This is a genomic window from Vibrio sp. SCP2, from assembly GCF_059295395.1.
Window position 1 is genome coordinate 477,201 of the sequence record NZ_JCAFVV010000002.1, and the last position, 16,069, is coordinate 493,269.

Here is a 16,069-nt window from a genome sequence, read left to right on the forward strand (position 1 = left end):
ACCTTTATTGTCATTTAGTCGAACAAAAATACCCATTATCTGCCTATTTCTTTGTTGAAAGGGTAAATTGAGCCAACAACTGCTCTAGATGTTCTGAAAGTTGCTCAAGATTCATACTGATGTCTCTTGTTTGCGCCGCTGACTCGGTGGTTTGGTTCGCATGTTGGTTTATCACTTGAACTTTACTTTGGACCTCATGACTTAAGTGCGCCGTGCTAGTCGATTGTTGCTGAATACTGTTTGCATGAGCAAGCGCTTGTTTCATCTCATCTACTACTTCATTCATCGCTTGAGAAAGAAGCTCAATTTCATTTGAACGTTGATGCGCTGTGCCACAAACGGTATCGACGGAAGAGAGTGACGCTTCGCTGTCTTTTTGGAACTGGGCGATGATGTTTTCGATACTGCCGGTTGCTTCAGCGGTGCGACTTGCAAGGTTGCGCACTTCGTCTGCGACTACGGCAAACCCGCGGCCCTGTTCACCCGCACGCGCTGCTTCGATAGCGGCATTTAGGGCGAGGAGGTTGGTTTGCTCAGCAACGCCTTTAATCACTTCCAAGATGCTCGATACTTCAGCAGTTTGATCGTTAAGTTCAACAATGCTTTCTTTTACTTGTTCAATATCGGTCACTAAGCTCTTAATCTCGTCACTCGCGCCATGCGCCTGACGGGCACTTTGCTCGGCAATATGAGTGGTGTGTTTGATCAGAGTTGAGGCTTCTTCCGTTGCGGATTCTACTTGTACTTGTTGCGACTGCATCTGTTCAATGTTGCCGTGAACTTCAGCGGTTTCCGCTTGCTGGTTACTTGCTGCAGAGTCAGTGACTTGTGCGACTTGCGTCAGTTCACTGGCACTTGCAGCGACTTTGTGAGAAGTCGACTGAACCTGCTCAAGGCTATGGTTAACGGTATCCATAAATGAGTTGATGGCACCTGATAGCTGACCGATCTCATCAGTTTGTTTTGTTACGAGCCGTTGAGAAAGATCTTTTGTCTCACTGACGCTTTGCATAAAACCGGAAGTCTTTTGAATTGGACGAACAATGATCTTTCTAATTAAGCCCATTGTGACTAAAAAGCCGACAAAGCCGAATGCAGACATGATAGCCAAAGCGATAAAGGCGCGTTGGCTAATGAGTTGGTTAACATGGGATAAGTTGTACTCTAGGCGTATTGCACCTAATACTTCGCCTTCTGGTGCCATATGACAAGCGACACAGTTAGTTCCACGATAGTTTTCGCTTGATTTCATCGGCAGAGCGACCACGATACCTTTGCCCCAATCAGCATTGATAGGTTCAATGATCATTTCACCAGCAAGAGCACGTTTATCGATGTCATCGACAGGGTTTTGGTTTTCTTGCCCAGGTCCGTATAGCTTACTGACCGCGTCTGCTCGGAGAACTTTGACTTGTTCAATCCCATCTTGAGCGAGGGCTTTTTGCCTCAAAGTTTCTTTTTGAGCCATGGTACCCGTCAGCATCATCATGTTTAGGCTGTCAAAATAGTTACTTGCCTTGTCGTGGAGTTGTTCGCTCAAGACGGAGTTTATTAATTCGCGTTGCTGCAAGTATTGGTATGTTGTTGACGCTACAAGGACTAAGCCAAAAACCGTTAACAATGTAATGAGCAACTTTGTAGTAATAGTTAGGCGCATTATTGGATATAAATTTATAATATTGGAATAGACATCAACATATTCTCCTATATGCAAATAGGAAGAAAGGCGTCAAATTTTATACTGTGACCGCACTCTCTGTGAGGGTATTGTAAATGTGATGTAAGGTACGTGTAATCAAATCTTTGACGTAGTGACGTAAAATCGACGTGCTTGAGGCTTGATGATAACTTGTTTAAATATAGAGGCTTATAAGCTGTAGTGGTCAAGGAATAATTTTGCTCATGTAGAGTCTATTGATGGGATACAACTTAGGTAAAGCACGGGCTGGCAAAGAAGAAAATACGCACAAAGATTGACGAGGTGAGAAGCGCTACTAGACGATGGTTATTTCGTTGATTGTGAATATTTATTTTCCTTCAAGATGATGGAGTTGTTAAATTAGTGTTTTGCTCAGTGTTGATTGAAACAGGTAAAATTCACTTTGACGGCTCTTCAGGGGTCGTAACCGATTATATTGGTTTGTTGTGTGCCTCTGGTTTAATCTGCTAATGGTTCTGTTTTAGTTGACTCGAGAAGCAAACTACTAGGGGTCTAAAGAGGCAAGGTTTCTGGGTGCAAGCTCGAACAAATAACAGGTGGAGATAGGCATATGGCATCAAAAATCGGTTCGGCGATTCAACTTGTATTGGCGCTTTCAATCTTCTATTTAGGCTATACCATTCATAGCATGACCACCAAGATCGGTGAAATTGTTGAAACTTACCCTCAAGTCATTGCGGACATCAGCGCGCTTTCAGACAACCTGCAGATAAATGAGTGGTTAGCCATCGCAGATACGCTCGAGCAGCTTGTTCCGAATGCATTGAAAAGTATTGATGATGTCACCGCAGCAGTAAACGCAACCAATAAAACCGCTGCTTCTATTGACGCAAAAATTCCGTCGATTGTTGAAGAAGTGAGTTTGTATCGCCAGTCTGTCATCCCCGCGGTCATTGATGAAACCAAACAGTATCGAATTAACGTAATCCCCAAAGTACTGGTAGAGAGTGAAGGTTACCGACAAGAGACTGTCCCTCTTGTGGTGGCGGAATCTCAAGCTCTGCGCAAAGAAATTCCCCCAATTTTAGTTAAAGCGGATCAGATTGTTGAGAAAAGCCAAGATATTGCTCAACAAGCTACGCAGGGAGCGGTGAAAGGTGTAATTATGTCGCCGATTGATTTGATTCGAGATGCAGGCAATGAAATTAAGGGCAGGGTGGCACCAACAGAAGAGTAAAGACTTTCTTGTCGCAGTCATTTTGTAGGATGGGGCCGGTTGTTATTTGACCAGTTAAAATCTAACCCATTGCAATCATAGTCTCAGCCTATAAGATGAGGTTATCTCAGTTCGAGATAACATAGCGCAGGATTTGCTATGCTTTTTCCAACGGATTGTCTTTTACTTAGGACATCTTAATGATCTTCAAGATTACTACCCCGATTCTGGAGCCAACTGAAGGGTCGCCTCATAACGCTTCTAGCAATCCAACCTCTCTTTTTTCTTCTGTGGCACTTTTCCGCTTTTGCAACACCCTCTTGCAGCCTTATTCATTTTCTCGATTTTATTTTTCGTATTGACTCTTCCTTATCTCAGTACGTCTGCGCACTAAGCGCATAACTTCAAAATTTAAATAATATTTACGGTTTTAGAGAAAATGAATACAAAACTTCTGGGCAGCGCGCTCATTATTTCTGGTACAGCGCTAGGCGCTGGTATGCTTGCAATTCCTATGGTATTAGCCCAATTTGGCTTATTGTACGGGACCCTTTTAATGGTACTGATTTGGTTTGGTACCACATATTCAGCACTACTTTTGCTCGAAGCAACCATCAAATCTGGTGGCGGGTTAGGACTTAACTCGATAGCTCGCAAAACATTAGGCAAAGGCGGACAATTTATCTCCAATGGTCTGCTTTATGCTCTGCTCATCTGCCTGTTGATGGCATACATTCTTGGCGCAGCAGACTTATTATCTCAGGGCCTTTCCGCACTTGGTTTATCGATTAGCTTCACTCAAAGTCAGATTCTGTTTACTCTGATTGCTGGTGCGATTGTTGCCTGTGGTACAGGCGTAATTGATAAGCTTAACCGAGCGCTTTTCTTTATTATGATCGCAAGCTTAGCCGTTACGTTACTAGTGCTGCTGCCTGAGTTTTCGACGCAAAATCTTGCGCAAGTGAGCAACAACGATCATGTTGGTTTGATTCAAACCAGTGCTGTACTGTTTACCAGTTTTGGCTTTATGGTTGTGATCCCAAGTTTGGTGACTTACAACAATGAAGCGACGGACAAGCAGTTAAGAAACATGGTCATCCTCGGTTCTCTAATTCCACTGTTTTGCTACCTGTGTTGGTTGTTTGCTGTTGTTGGGAACTTGCCTCCAGAGCAGCTAAAAGAGTTCGCTAGCGTCTCTGAACTAATGGCAGGCTTTGAGCATGACGCACCTTGGATTGGTACTGTGTTGTCTCTATTTACAGGTTTAGCGTTGCTGACATCTTTCTTCGGTGTTGCAATGTCACTATTCCACCAAAACAGCGATACCTTTAAACAAAATCGTGTCGTGACTTATGTGCTGACCTTCGTGTTGCCATTAATCGGCGCAATCATGGCTGCTGATCAGTTCCTATCTGTTCTGGCCTACGCGGGAATTATCTTGGTATTTCTGGCTGTTTTTGTCCCTCTTGCTATGGTGTACAAACTAAGAAAAGCGAACACCTTAAGTGAGCGTTATGCTGCTGAAGGCGGTAGTGCCATGATGATATTTGGACTGGCTTTTGGTGGGTTCTTGCTTGTGTCGCAAATGATATAGCGATGTTGTTGGCACAATGAAAAATAGGCGCTAGTGAATAGCGCCTATTTTTTATACTTATATTAATTTCCCCATATCTGCGCGACAAACTCTGGATGGTCGATAAATGGGTTTCGATTTCCTTGGAACTCAAATACCGCCTGATTGCGATTTACTTCCTTTGTACTGACAGGATCTTCTTTGTGCCAACGCTTTAGCATTGAAAGAAGCCAAGGTTCAAATACAGTCGTGCTGGTACCGGTGAGCACTGCGTCTGAATTAGTGCTGTTGTTTTGCCAGCTTCCAATCACATTTTCGTAGCGAGTCGCCATATAGAAATACGCACGAGCAAAGTCCCCTTTGAATTCATCTATAGGTTCAAATACCGTACCGTTGTAACCTAATGAACTGCTTGCACTGCCAAGTTTTGAACCATTGCTTGAGACATAAGTGGTACTTGTCACCTCACCAAACGGCCAATTACTGCGCTTCGCATTAACGTATCCGTCGGTAGCGAACAGGTGATGGGCATCGGAGTTCATTGGTTCTACCTTGCCACCAAACCAGCTTTTAGGGAAAGAGTGTTCTCGGTTATAGCAATCGCCCTCCTTACTATATTGCCCGCACTGGTCAGTCACTTTAGTGAAGTTGATGGAGTCCGATGTTTCTGGCTTTTCAGAATAGACGTCGAGAATTGAACCATCTTTCTCGTAGTAGTTATCGATGTCGGCGTCTTTAACTAGAGTCCAAATGGCGGAATAGCCGCGACTGTTGTGATCCTTGATGATGTTATACAACGCGGTTTTTAGCTCAAATCCGGATTTCCCTTGTGCAGACTTATAGTAGTCGCTGGTTGGCGGTGGGGTAGTACTGCCAAGAGTAAAGTTAGTGGTTTGGCTGTTTTGGAATTGACCTCCGGACGCGATGACTTCTTGACCATTTTTTAAAGAGTAAGCGCCATTACCAGAGTTACAGCAAATCCCATCTCCGTAACTGTCTAGAATTGTGAACTGATAGCTGCCATCGTCGAGACAAATATCCTTGGTATAGGTGGTAGAGTTACTGTAACCCTCTCCGGAAGCGACAACGGTCGAGCCACTGTTTTTGATATTCCAAGACGTCTCTGAACCATATTGGTCAGTAGTCAACGAAAGGATGAGATTAGTCTTATCACACGTCGATGGCTGAGGGGTAGTGGAGTTTGTTGGTTGGAAATTATCAACGTACACTGCTTCTGAACCATCAAAACCAGATACATCGTAAAATCTGAGTCCAACCTGAATATCTTTACTAGTGGCGGCAGTATACGTATAGGTGAGATCTTGCCACTGGTTTGTTTTGGATGGATCTGAATAATTCTGGTATCCGTCTACGATAAGCCTCGCTTTCACCTTGCCTTCTGTATGAAAGATAGCGGCCGAGATTGGGTACGTTTTGCCTTGCTCTACAGAGATTGTTTGCAAAAAGTCGGTGTTGCTCTGAGTACCCGTATTGATGGTGATAAGAGCGGATAAACCACCACTCTTTATCTGGACACTCGATGGGGCAACAGATATACCAGAGTCGATAGTTGTCCAGTTAGCGGGTGTGTTTCCATTCCACTGTTCAAAGTCGCCATTTTGTATTTGTGCTAAAGCCATAGGGGAACACATCAATGCGACTAGGGTGAGTTTATTCATTTTTATTGTCATAGGTTTTCTCATTGGATTAAAAAATCACAACTAAGATAGGTATTTACTATGTCAATAAGTTTAAGTTGTGTCGCATTTTTATTTGTTTGAATGATTTGATTTTGCAAAATTATGCTGAATATCTCACAAACAACAGATTGGGGTGATATAAACGTCAACTGATATCTGCTGGGTTTAAATTGGAAAGGCGAGTCTTTGGCGGAATATATGCAGAGAATAAAGGTGGCTAAGCCACCTTTGTTTTGAGATTTAGGCGAGAGCGTAATAAAAGCCCTGATGTATTTTGGCTCCAAGCTTTGTTAGCAGGTGCGCACATTCCGCCGTTTCAACACCTTCAACAATGATTGTACATTGGTAGGCTTTACCCATAGCAATGAGTTGACGAACCGTTTCAATTTTCTTTTCGTCTTGGCGCATGCCAATAACAAAGTCTCGGTCAATTTTGAGGTAATCAGGCTTAATTTTTCCGATCAATTCGACGTTGTTGTTTCCAGTCCCGAAATCATCAATGCTAATTTTACACCCAAGAGATTTGATCAGACGGATATTGTGGTAAATCTCTTCGGTATAATACATCGAAGCGTTTTCAGTGATCTCGATGGTTAGATAATGGCAATCGTATTGGCTTAAACATTGGTATAGCGAGCGAAAATTGTCGCCTTTCAATAGAGAAGGGCAAACATTGACACTGACTGGAGCAAGCAAGTTAGTTTCTTCGGCATACAAGGTCTTGATAACCAACAATGTGTGAGTGAGCAGTAAGTCTCTTGCTATCAGCGTTTCAATAAACTTCTGTGTATTCGAAGTCGTGAAACGGGAAAGGGCTTCATAGTGCAGATGTACGTGTCCTTCAGTGTCATAAATAGGTTCTAGTTTCATGCTAAATCGCCTAATACCTAGGAAATACTGGCTAATTGCAATCAGGTTTTTGTAGCGCAGCATTATGACCATTAACACGGTAAACAGCAGGATATTACGTATAGGGTTGGATATGTAAAAAAGCTCCGTATAGCCTGCATCTGTTTCCTTGCTTATTGATGGTCGCCCATCTGTTTTACCCACCTTGAGTGATGTACCGGTGTTGGTGCAGATCTTAATGCCTTTAAGAAAGAAACTTGATAGATGGCCCTCTATACTTCGAGATAGGTTAATGTTCTTTACTCGCACCACCATAGTCGTTCCTTTCTTTTCGAACTCATGCATGATGTAGTTGCTGTTCTCAAGCCATTGATCATATTGTTGTTTGCTTACAGGCATAACATGTTCTGGCGTCACTAAGCAGCGAGTATTGTATCTATCAATCATCATGCTCGATTCAACTAGCTCTACTTGATCGAACATAGAGCTCAGTGTTGTTTGATCTGTAAAACAGCTTTGTTCAGCGAGAGCATCTGTGAAGTCGTTAACGTCATTGAAGTAGCTTTGCTTAATAAGGGCATTAATAGTGATGTAGCAAATAAAGACGAAACCAAGACTCGATAGCATTAAAACAAGCCCGAGATCGAAATAGAGTTTTCGATTGGTTAGACAATATTTAAGCGCAGTGACGACGGCATGCTTAGCGACTTTATTGACTCTTTTTTGTTGGTCGGCTCCATTTTTCTGGTTGTCGTGACTTTCGAAAGGAACGAAATATCCGACCCGATGGATGTTTTCTATGATGTTTTTTCTTGTTTCCAGATGAGGCTTGATCAGCTTTTTAAATTTTTTACGCAATGAGGCGATAACATTCTTAAAGCCGTTTTCCGGCAATGTTACCTGATGATTTTGCGTGAGCTTATTCTCGATAGCTCGTTGGCAGATTGGTGAGTTTAATGTTCCGTATGCGGATATAGTGCTTAATATTAGATATTCGTTGTCAGTAATGGAAAGGGATGCATGTCGTTGGTGATCGATCTCGATTAAGAGTTCGTCTTCCGACAGGCACACACAGATTTGACTTCCAAGTTCAAACCTAATCATTCGAATAATAACCCCTGAGTTGAAAAGGGGATGAAGTTATCAATAAATGAAGCGTTTGGATGTGATTAAATGCGAGCATATCCAAAGTATTTGGATATAGCGACATATTTATATTTTTTTATAAACTAAACCAAACGATGTATTTATTTCGTGAATGGTGTTATTTGGAGTGATAATAAAAAAGCCCGAGCGATAGCTCAGGCTTTATTCTATAAGGTTTAGCGCGATTAGCAGATGACTTTAACTGCTAGACCACCTTGAGATGTTTCACGGTATTTAGCGTTCATGTCTTTGCCCGTCTCTAGCATAGTTTCAATTACTTTATCCAGAGAAACTGTTGGCGCTGAAGAGCGGCGTAGAGCCATACGAGTCGAGTTGATTGCCTTAACAGCAGCGATACCGTTACGTTCGATACATGGTACCTGAACTTGACCTGCAACTGGGTCACAAGTCAGACCTAGGTTGTGCTCCATTGCGATTTCGGCTGCCATACATACTTGCTCTGGGCTACCACCCATAAGCTCAGCAAGACCCGCTGCCGCCATAGAACATGCCACACCAACTTCACCCTGACAGCCAACTTCAGCACCAGAGATAGAAGCGTTACGCTTGTATAGACCACCGATTGCACCAGAAGCTGCAAAGTAACGGATGTAGTCTTTCTCTGTGACTGTTTGAATGAACTTGTCGTAGTAAGCCAATACCGCTGGAATAATGCCACAAGCGCCGTTAGTTGGCGCTGTCACCACACGGCCACCCGCAGCGTTTTCTTCGTTAACAGCGAAAGCGAACATGTTTACCCAGTCTACAACAGACATAGGATCGTTCGTTGTTTTCTCTGATGTTAGAAGCTGCTGGCGTAGTGCTGCTGCACGGCGAGGCACACGTAGAGGACCAGGCAAAATACCTTCCGTATTCATACCGCGATCCATACATTCACGCATGGTTTTCCAGATGTTAGCAAAATAAGTGCGAGACTCTTCGTCAGAATGAAGTGCAGCTTGGTTTTTCATTACCAGCGTGCTGATAGAAAGACCGCTTTCCTTACACTGATTCACTAGCTCTTCAGCCGTAGTGAACTCGTAAGGAGCTTTTACTGGGTTTTCTTCTTCTTTACCGAAGTTCTCTTCATCAACGATGAAACCACCGCCGATAGAGTAATAAGTCTTAGAGTAAATCTTCTCTTCACCGATCCAAGCATGAATTTGCATGCCATTTTCGTGAAGCTCAAGGTTAGTAGTATGAAAGTTCATACCACCCTCTTTAGGGAACGATACTGTGTGACAGTGCATGCCAACAGGAAGGCGCTCAGTTTCTTCTACGCGAGCGATAAAGCCCGGAATAGAGTCAATATCAACTTTCTCAGGGGTATTGCCTGCAAGACCCATGATGATAGCAATATCGGTGTGGTGACCTTTCCCTGTCAGTGATAGTGATCCATAAACGTCGACGGTAATTTTAGTGATGTCGCGCAATTTTCCCATTGAGCGTAAATCATCAATAAATTCTTTACCTGCTTTCATTGGGCCTACAGTGTGTGAGCTAGAAGGACCAACGCCGATCTTATAGATGTCAAAAACACTAATCATATCGATTACCTCAGAACAAAGCCTCCCAAGGGGTGGGGAGGCTTATTTATTATCGTTATATTCTTGGTTTAATCAGACTTTATAAAGCCTTGGATTAAAGAGCGCCGTAGATTACAGAAGTAATTGCCGCAATACCACAGATTGCTGTGAAAATCTGTACAGGTGCAGAAGTTTTGTACTTCGCCATCGCTGGCACTTTCTGCATTGCGAATACTGGCATTAGGAATAGGATTGCCGCAATCATAGGCGCACCCATTGTTTCAATCATACCTAGGATGCTTGGGTTAACGATAGCCACGATCCAAGTAGTGATAACGATGAACAGTAGAGAACCTTTTTCAATCTTGCTTACTGGCGTTTCAGAGCGAGACTTGATTAGACCTACTAGACCTTCGTGTGCACCTAGGAAGTGACCGAAGTAGCTAGATGTGATCGCTGCGAATGCCACTAGTGGACCCATGTAAGAGATAAGTGGTGATTCGTGAACGTTCGCTAGGTAAGAAAGAACTGAGATGTTTTGCTCTTGCGCCATTGCTAGTTGCTCTGGAGACAGAGATAGAACAACTGAGAATACGAAGAACATTACAAAACCCATTAGCATCATCGCTGCGCCGCCAGTGATAGTGTCAGTTTTCTGAACTGCATTTTCACCGTGAACACGACGTTGCTCTTTAGAGAACTGAGAGATTACTGGGCTGTGGTTGAAAGAGAATACGATGATTGGAATTGCTAGCCAAACAACTGATGGCATAGAAGACCAGTCTGGTGCCACTTCTACCATTGAGCTGTTCCAATCTGGAATTAGGTAGAAAGAAAGCGCAAGTAGGATGAACACTAGTGGGTATACCAGTGCAGATGTCGCTTTCAGCATTAGCTCTTTACCAAACACTACGCCCGCAGTCATTGCAGCGATCAGCGCGCCAGATAGCAACCAACGTGGGATAGATTCCATACCCATTTGGTTAACTAGGAAAGAGTCAACCGTGTTTGTGATACCAACACCGTAGATAAGAACGATTGGGTAGATAGCGAAGAAGTAGGCAAAAGTAATAAGGTTTGCGCCAGTCTTACCAAAGTGTTCTTCAACGGTGTCAGTGATATCAGCTTCAGGGTTTTTCGCAGAAAGTACGAAACGAGCAAGAGATTTGTGAGCGAACCAAGTCATTGGTGCTGCGATTAGAGCAAGGATAACTAATGGCCAAAAACCACCCGCACCTGCTTTAATAGGAAGGAAAAGTACGCCAGCACCTACAGCGGTACCGAAAAGTGATAGACACCAAGTGAAGTCTTTGTAAGTAAACTTACTAGACGATTGTGCGGTCGAAGCCGCAGTAGTTGTAGTATTCATTTTGTGATACTCATTTTTGGGAACAGGAAATAAGTCGGGGGCAATTTTGCATAAAAACCTTGCACGAAAACTAGATCTAAATCATGAATTGATTCAAGTTATAATATGATATGTCAAAAACAGGTTTTTGCTCACGAAAATGATGTGCTACTAGTGATTTATGCTAATGCGATGCATTAGTAAATCTAATGTTGTTATGAATTTGTTTAATGTATGTCTCAGAAAACGTTTCCGTTATTGATAAACAATTTAACTAATGTGAATAGATTTGTTTCATTTACCAGAGTTATTAATGCGGATTCATAATGTGATTTTGCATCGCTTGTATGATTTGCGCGGTCATACCCCAGATAAAATGAGAATTGTAGGAAAGCCCAAACACTCGATGTGAAAAATTGTTAACTCGAAATTGCTGACTGTGTAATTTTTCTCTATCTAAAACTACTGTAGCAGGCACTTCAAAAACTTCATCGACTTCATTTTTGTCAATGCGTGTTTGATAATCTGAAGAAATGAATCCTAAGAAAGGGGTGACTGTAAATCGACTTATTGTTACCAGTTCTGGCATTTGACCAAATATTTTAATTTGGCTTTGCTCTATTCCTACTTCTTCATAAGTCTCTCGTAACGCTGTGTGGGATAAGTCGATATCACTAGATTCGAATTTCCCACCTGGAAAGCTGACCTGACCGGGGTGATGTTTCAGGTGCTTGGCTCGGCGAGTGAAAAGAACATTAATGCCGTTTTCGCGTTCGACAAAACCAACCAACACAGAGGCTTTACGTAAGTGGGTTTGATTGAGGTGTGAGACACGGTTGAGAGCTTCTTGGTGATAGTCAACGGTTTGGTGCATTTGAAATCGCTGGATCAAGTGATTTTTATTTAGCTCAGACAACACGTTAGCTCCTTTTGATATTTGAAAAAGCCTTCAATATGGCTCATGCTTTCTACTACACCCATTAGCGCAAGGATGGCGTAATTAATGAAAGGTATTATCTTTACTGAGTTTATGGACTTGGTTGAACAAAAATTTGGTTTAGAAGAACTTGATAGCTTGCTTTCCGCTGTGGGTGATGATGGCGTCTACACTTCTGTGGGCAGCTATGACCATCGTAACTTGGTCAAGCTCATCATGCAGCTCAGCGTTCGTACGGGTATCTCACCAGAAGATCTTCAACGAGTTTTTGGTCAGTCAGTTTATAATAACCTTTATAACACCTTACCTGATAATAATAGCTTACAAGAGTGCAAGTCGACGTTTCAATTTATTAAATTGGTCGAAGACTATATCCATATCGAAGTTAAAAAACTTTATCCCGAAGCTAACCCTCCTTCCTTCATATTTATCTCTGAGGCGGAAAGCGAGATGGTCTTTGACTATCATAGCGCCCGTTGTATGTCTCATGTCTGTTTAGGTTTAATCGAAGGTTGTGGTGAGTTTTTCGATGAGAAAATAGCAACGACGATGGAAAATTTGACTGAAGATGGCAGTCAAGTTCGGTTCAAGGTGAGTGTAGTAGGATAGCCTAAATGGATAAGGACACCCCTTTAGAAAGAAAGCTAGCCAGAGAAATAGCTGCTCGTAAACAAGCCGAAGCGTTATTGGAACAAAAAAGTTTAGAGCTGTACGAGTCCAACCAGCATTTGAAGTTGGTATTAACGCAGCTCAAAAAGCAAACCCACAGTGATTTGCACAAGCTTGAATTCGAACAGCATATTAGTGAAGCATTGATCCACTTCGGCAGGGCATTTTTAAGCCGAACCCTTGATGATGGCTTGATTGCTAATTTACTCGAAAGACTTACGGCTTCTTCGGCATTATCTGGCGTAGGTTTGTACATTGAGCCCGGGCTGATGAATTCTGTTATTGGTAACGTATTTGGTTCGGCGGAAGAGAAAGATTTAAGCTTAGTGAAACCCTATGCTATTTGGCACAGCAACTCACTGAAGTTACCGATCGAAGTGGAACATAAAATTGTCGGTGAACTGACCGTTGACTTGACTAGTGAAGATATCGACCGAGAGTTTGTCGTTAATCAGTTATTGTTGGTCGCAGAGCTATTATGCAGCGCGATCAGTCGTCAACTGATTGTGACAAGCAACCAAGAAGCGAGAGCAAGGGCTGAAGAGTCAGAACGATCGACCAAAGAGTTTGTTGCCATGATCAACCACGAACTCCGAACGCCTCTCAATGGTTTATTAGGCAGTGCTGAACTCTTAGCCGGAACTCAGTTAGATGAAGAGCAACAAACCTTGCTAAGTAATCTTTCGCATTCAGGCGACCTGCTTCGCCATATCATCAACGACATCCTCGACTTTAGTAAAATGAGTGCAGGGATGATGCAGTTGATTCCATCGCAATTCTTATGGTCGGAAATGCGTGAAATGGTGTTAGGCATCTTTGAAACGAAAGCACTAGAGAAGGGAATCGGCTTTGAGATCATTGAACAAAACACGATTCCAACGGCTCTGATTGGTGACTTTGAACGCATTAGCCAGATTCTGATCAATTTGGTGGGCAATGCGATTAAGTTTACCTCGCACGGAAAGGTGATAGTCAAAGTTAAATGGGAAAACGAAAACTTGATCTTCGCTGTCTCCGACACTGGGATAGGGATCAGTGAAGAGTCGCAAGCGCAATTGTTCACACCTTTTGTTCAGGCTGATAGAACCGCGAAGCGAAATTTTGAAGGGACAGGGTTAGGTCTCGCGATCTGCAAAAATCTTGTCGAGTTGATGTCTGGCGAAATATCGCTCTCTAGTGAAATCGGAAAAGGAAGTACGTTTGAAGTGCTTTTGCCGCTTAAACAAACCGCTGAGTGGACGGTGAGCGCTGGTAAAACAGAACAGAAACCCCAATTTAAGCCGCTAGAGGAGCTATCTATTCTCGTGGTTGATGATATTCGTATGAACCAAGTCATCATCAATCAAATGTTAAAGAAGCTCTCAATTACTCCTGATATGGCAAACAATGGCCTTGAGGCGATCAAGGCGTTTAATTCTGCTAACTATGACCTTGTCTTTATGGATTGCCGTATGCCCGAGATGGATGGCTTTGAGGCTACCGCTTACTTAAGAGAACAGGCGTATACCTTACCAATAATTGCTCTAACGGCGGGAACCACACTCGAAGAGCGTGAGAAATGCATCCAGTGTGGTATGGATGATATTTTAACTAAGCCCTATACGGCCAAAGATCTGAAACTGATGCTCGAAAAATGGAGCTAATTTCCACCTAAATTGCGCACGATGCTTTAGTCTGCCTCTATAAGATAGGGGCGCAAGAATTGCTTTTCTTTACTTTTGTTATGTTATAACATTTCCATATCTTTTAGCTTGTAGCCTCTTCCGCAAAGTGGGTTAGGTTAAGCTAAGAGCAGCATTTCGAATTGTTGCATGGGCTGTTAATTCTCAGGCTTTGGTGTTGAAGGGGTTCTCACTGCTACGTCTACGGTAAGGCTGCCCATGCGACTCTCTCCTTACAGAAAGCGCTACAAGCAGTCAGCTTGTGCCCCTTACTATTGTTTACTCTAAGATCGGCAGGATCTTACTTAACTTATCGAGCGTCTCTTGGTACTCCGCTTCACACTGGCTATCAGCAACTAGACCGCCTCCCGCCCATACGTGGATGTTCCCATTTTCAGCGACTAGCGTACGAATCGTAATACTGGTGTCCATACGGCCATGTCGGCTTATATAGCCAATACTGCCACAGTAAGCGCTTCGACGGTGGGGCTCTAGCTCTTCAATAATTTCCATTGCGCGAATCTTAGGTGCCCCTGTGATTGAGCCACCCGGGAAAGAGGCTTTCAATAAGTCCGCTGCGCAATATTGGTCATCGAGCTTGGCACGAATAGTACTGACTAAGTGGTGTACCGCAGGAAAGCTCTCTATATCAAAAAGTTTGGGTACGTGTACGCTGCCAGGTTTCGCAACTCGGCCAACATCGTTTCTTAGTAGATCAACAATCATCAGATTTTCGGCTTGATCTTTTTCTGCGTTAGCAAGTTCATAAGCCGCATTTCGGTCTGCCTGTGGATCAGCAGAGCGTGGGCGAGTTCCTTTAATAGGCTTTGTCTCAATTTCATTGTCTTTCACCTGTAAGAAACGTTCAGGGGAGACACTCAAAATCGCGCCGTACTCCGTTCTAACGAAAGCAGAAAATGGACCTTGGTTTACACCTTCAAGCTTTTGATAAGCTTGCCACTCACAACCTTGGTAAGGCGCGCTGAATCTTTGTGCCAAGTTAATCTGGTAACAGTCTCCAGAGCGAAGGTACTCTTGAACTTGAGCAAACTTGCTGCTGTATGACTCTTTGGTCATATTAGATTGCCAACCACCACTCAGTGCAAACGCTTCAACTTTATTCTCTTGCTGGGCGGTCAGCCATTGCCATTTCTCTTCGGTGTCAGAGCCGACGACATAAGCGGATTTCTCTTTATGGTCGACAATCAATGCCCAATCATAGAGACCAATCGCCATGTCAGGGGTGACGAGATCTTGTTTGGCAACAGATGGCATTCGCTCAACTCGGCGGCCTAAATCATACGAAAAATAGCCCAAAGCCCCGCCAATAAAAGGCAGCTCACCACAATAGTCGAGATCAGGCAAAACTTGAGCTTGCACTCGCTTAAGCAGTTCAAATGGGTTGTCGCTTGAAGTTTCCTTCACACCTTCAGTAACGATATAGCTCTCGTCACCAAGGGTGGTAATCGTTGCTTTTGGCTCTGCCACTAGGATATCAAATCGGCCATCAACGTGCGTTCTGGAAGGAGAGCGCAATAACATGGCCCAAGGTTGCTGGTGAATGTTAGCAAAGTGTTGAGCTGCAAGGTCTAACTGATAAGGAATCGGTTTGATTTCTAAGCGATTTGGCTTGATGTTATTCATTTGTTTAATTTGTGACAAAGAGATCGTTGATTACGTGGCGTGTTGAGGAAAGCAAGAGTATCATAATGACCACAAAGGTCGCTACACCAGTGTTTTGCAAATATAAAATCAACAAGCAAACGTTTGTGTTCGACCATAAA

11 protein-coding genes are annotated in these 16,069 nt (G+C 43.2%); 4 read left to right on the forward strand and 7 right to left on the reverse strand.

Features of this window, described 5'->3' with window-relative positions:
* Positions 1–43 precede the first annotated feature (43 nt).
* Positions 44–1,657: a methyl-accepting chemotaxis protein gene (locus AC5O63_RS10065; RefSeq protein ID WP_494504854.1), complete on the reverse strand. Its 1,614-nt coding sequence runs from the start codon at positions 1,655–1,657 to the stop codon at positions 44–46.
* Positions 1,658–2,270: 613 nt separating this feature from the next.
* Here AC5O63_RS10065 and AC5O63_RS10070 point away from each other — a divergent pair.
* Both AC5O63_RS10070 and AC5O63_RS10075 read left to right on the forward strand, forming a co-directional pair.
* Positions 2,271–2,897 (forward strand): hypothetical protein, encoded by a 627-nt coding sequence (locus AC5O63_RS10070; RefSeq protein ID WP_494504855.1) that lies wholly within the window; start codon positions 2,271–2,273, stop codon positions 2,895–2,897.
* Between the two features lie 418 nt (positions 2,898–3,315).
* Positions 3,316–4,470: an amino acid permease gene (locus AC5O63_RS10075; RefSeq protein WP_494504856.1), complete on the forward strand. Its 1,155-nt coding sequence runs from the start codon at positions 3,316–3,318 to the stop codon at positions 4,468–4,470.
* Positions 4,471–4,532: 62 nt separating this feature from the next.
* Here the strand turns inward: AC5O63_RS10075 and AC5O63_RS10080 are convergent, their stop codons facing one another.
* From AC5O63_RS10080 to AC5O63_RS10100, 5 genes are all read right to left on the reverse strand, one after another.
* Positions 4,533–6,140, reverse strand: coding sequence for an endonuclease (locus tag AC5O63_RS10080; protein WP_494504857.1), 1,608 nt, complete (start codon positions 6,138–6,140; stop codon positions 4,533–4,535).
* Positions 6,141–6,389: 249 nt separating this feature from the next.
* Complete coding sequence (tpdA, locus tag AC5O63_RS10085; RefSeq protein WP_494504858.1) at positions 6,390–8,102, reverse strand: cyclic di-GMP phosphodiesterase TpdA; 1,713 nt, start codon at positions 8,100–8,102, stop codon at positions 6,390–6,392.
* Between the two features lie 227 nt (positions 8,103–8,329).
* Positions 8,330–9,691 carry an L-serine ammonia-lyase gene (locus AC5O63_RS10090; protein ID WP_004746169.1) on the reverse strand — a complete coding sequence of 454 codons (1,362 nt, stop codon included), beginning with the start codon at positions 9,689–9,691 and terminating at the stop codon, positions 8,330–8,332.
* Between the two features lie 94 nt (positions 9,692–9,785).
* Complete coding sequence (locus AC5O63_RS10095; RefSeq protein WP_494504859.1) at positions 9,786–11,039, reverse strand: aromatic amino acid transport family protein; 1,254 nt, start codon at positions 11,037–11,039, stop codon at positions 9,786–9,788.
* Between the two features lie 289 nt (positions 11,040–11,328).
* Entirely contained in the window at positions 11,329–11,937 is a 609-nt protein-coding gene (locus AC5O63_RS10100) for a CoA pyrophosphatase (protein WP_494504860.1), read from the reverse strand.
* Positions 11,938–12,021: 84 nt separating this feature from the next.
* Here AC5O63_RS10100 and AC5O63_RS10105 point away from each other — a divergent pair, with 84 nt between their 5' ends.
* Entirely contained in the window at positions 12,022–12,564 is a 543-nt protein-coding gene (locus AC5O63_RS10105) for a heme NO-binding domain-containing protein (RefSeq protein WP_494504861.1), read from the forward strand.
* Positions 12,565–12,569: 5 nt separating this feature from the next.
* Positions 12,570–14,267 carry an ATP-binding protein gene (locus AC5O63_RS10110; protein ID WP_494504862.1) on the forward strand — a complete coding sequence of 566 codons (1,698 nt, stop codon included), beginning with the start codon at positions 12,570–12,572 and terminating at the stop codon, positions 14,265–14,267.
* A 297-nt stretch (positions 14,268–14,564) separates the two neighbouring features.
* On the opposite strand, the gene pabB is transcribed toward AC5O63_RS10110, so the two are convergent.
* Entirely contained in the window at positions 14,565–15,929 is a 1,365-nt protein-coding gene (gene pabB, locus AC5O63_RS10115; protein WP_494504863.1) for an aminodeoxychorismate synthase component 1, read from the reverse strand.
* Positions 15,930–16,069: the final 140 nt, after the last annotated feature.